The sequence below is a fragment of the Mesorhizobium sp. M7A.F.Ca.US.006.04.2.1 genome, from assembly GCF_004022915.1.
Classification (GTDB): Bacteria; Pseudomonadota; Alphaproteobacteria; order Rhizobiales; family Rhizobiaceae; genus Mesorhizobium; species Mesorhizobium ciceri.
Genome location: NZ_RZQA01001152.1, coordinates 1 through 1,525, shown reverse-complemented (window position 1 = coordinate 1,525; position 1,525 = coordinate 1). Strand labels below are relative to the sequence as shown.

Here is a 1,525-nt window from a genome sequence, read left to right as displayed (position 1 = left end):
ACCGCCCGCTCCAGCAAGTGCTCGTAGAGGCCCACTCCGATCAGTTTCATATGCCCAGCCTGATCTTCGCCGAAGAGATCGCCGGCGCCGCGCAGGTCGAGGTCCCTTTGACTGATTGCCAGGCCGGAGCCAAGCCGATCGAGCGCAAGCATTGTCGAAAGCCGGGCCCTGGTGCCGTCGGCCAGCTCAACGCCAGGTTCCGTCAGAAGAAACGCAGCCGCTTGCATCGCTCCTCTACCGACCCGACCCCGTAGCTGGTGCAACTGCGCCAGACCGAACCGGTCCGGGCGCCAGACAATGATGGTGTTGGCTCGAGGCACATCGAGCCCACTCTCGATGATGTCGGTGCTCAACAAAATGTCGCCATCACCGTCAGCGAATCCGACCATGACTTCGTCCAGCTGCCTCCCTTTCATTTCACCGTGCGCCGTCATGACGCCGAGTTCCGGCACCAGCCTGTTCAGCTGGTCAGAGACCGGGCCAATGTCCTCGATGCGAGGAACCACGAAGAAACTCTGTCCACCCCTGTGAAATTCACGCAAGAGGGCCGCGCGCACCGATGCTGGATCGAACGCTGCCAGGATCGTGCGGACGGGACGTCTTTTGGCGGGCGGAGAGTTTAGAACGCTGACATCCTGGATGCCCGACAGCGCCGATTGCAGCGTCCGCGGTATCGGCGTGGCGCTCATGCTCAGCGTGTGAAGGCAGGGCGCCATGTTCCGCAGGGCCAGCTTCAACTTGACGCCGAACCGGTGCTCCTCGTCAATCACCAGCAGTCCAAGATTGGCGAAAGTGACGCTCCTGGACGACAAGGCCTGAGTACCCACGACGATCGTAACCTGGCCGCTCCGCAGGCCCTCCTTTGCCGCTTTTGCCTTTGCTGCCCCGACCATCCTTGACAGGTGGGCGACCTGCAGGCCCGTTCCTGCGAAACGGCGGCTGAACGTCTCATAGTGCTGTCGTGCCAACACGGTTGTCGGCGCTATGACCGCAACCTGTTTCCCGCAGAGGGCGGCGGCGGCGCAAGCACGCAAAGCCACCTCTGTCTTGCCGAAGCCAACATCACCGCAGACGAGCCGGTTCATTGTTCTCCCCGAGGAAAGGTCGTCGAGCACAGCGCGGATGGCGGCGGCCTGGTCAGGAGTCTCGGTATAGGGAAATTTCGCCGCAAAACGGGCCAAGTCCGCGCGGGAGGGCTTGATGATCTCGGCGGGCTGGCTGGACCTCATCTCGGCAAGGCCCACCAGGCGCTTGGCCAGCCTGTCGATCTCGCGCAACGCAGCCTCGCGTCGCTTGGGCCAGCCCTCGCCGTTGAGGCGATCGAGCGACACTGCCTCCGGTTCCGAGCCGTAGCGCCATATTTTCCCAAAGTCGTCGACCGGAACCAGCAAGGAAGCCCCGCCATGATATTCCAGCCTGACAACATCCTGGTGCTGACCAGCCAAGTTGACCTGTTCGACCGCCGCGAGCACGCCCAGGCCATGGTCTTCATGGACGACGACGTCGCCGATGCGCAACTCGGGTT

Annotated in this window: 1 protein-coding gene and 1 pseudogene; both read right to left on the bottom strand. The window is 62.9% G+C overall.

Annotated features, from left to right (window positions below; translation table 11 throughout):
- Positions 1 to 1,391, bottom strand: a 1,391-nt coding sequence (locus EN925_RS35295) for a DEAD/DEAH box helicase (protein WP_348630387.1), incomplete at its 3' end; no start/stop codon positions are given.
- Positions 1,392 to 1,409: 18 nt separating this feature from the next.
- Positions 1,410 to 1,472 (bottom strand): annotated as a pseudogene (locus tag EN925_RS41740) (hypothetical protein); the annotation flags it as partial.
- Positions 1,473 to 1,525 lie beyond the last annotated feature (53 nt).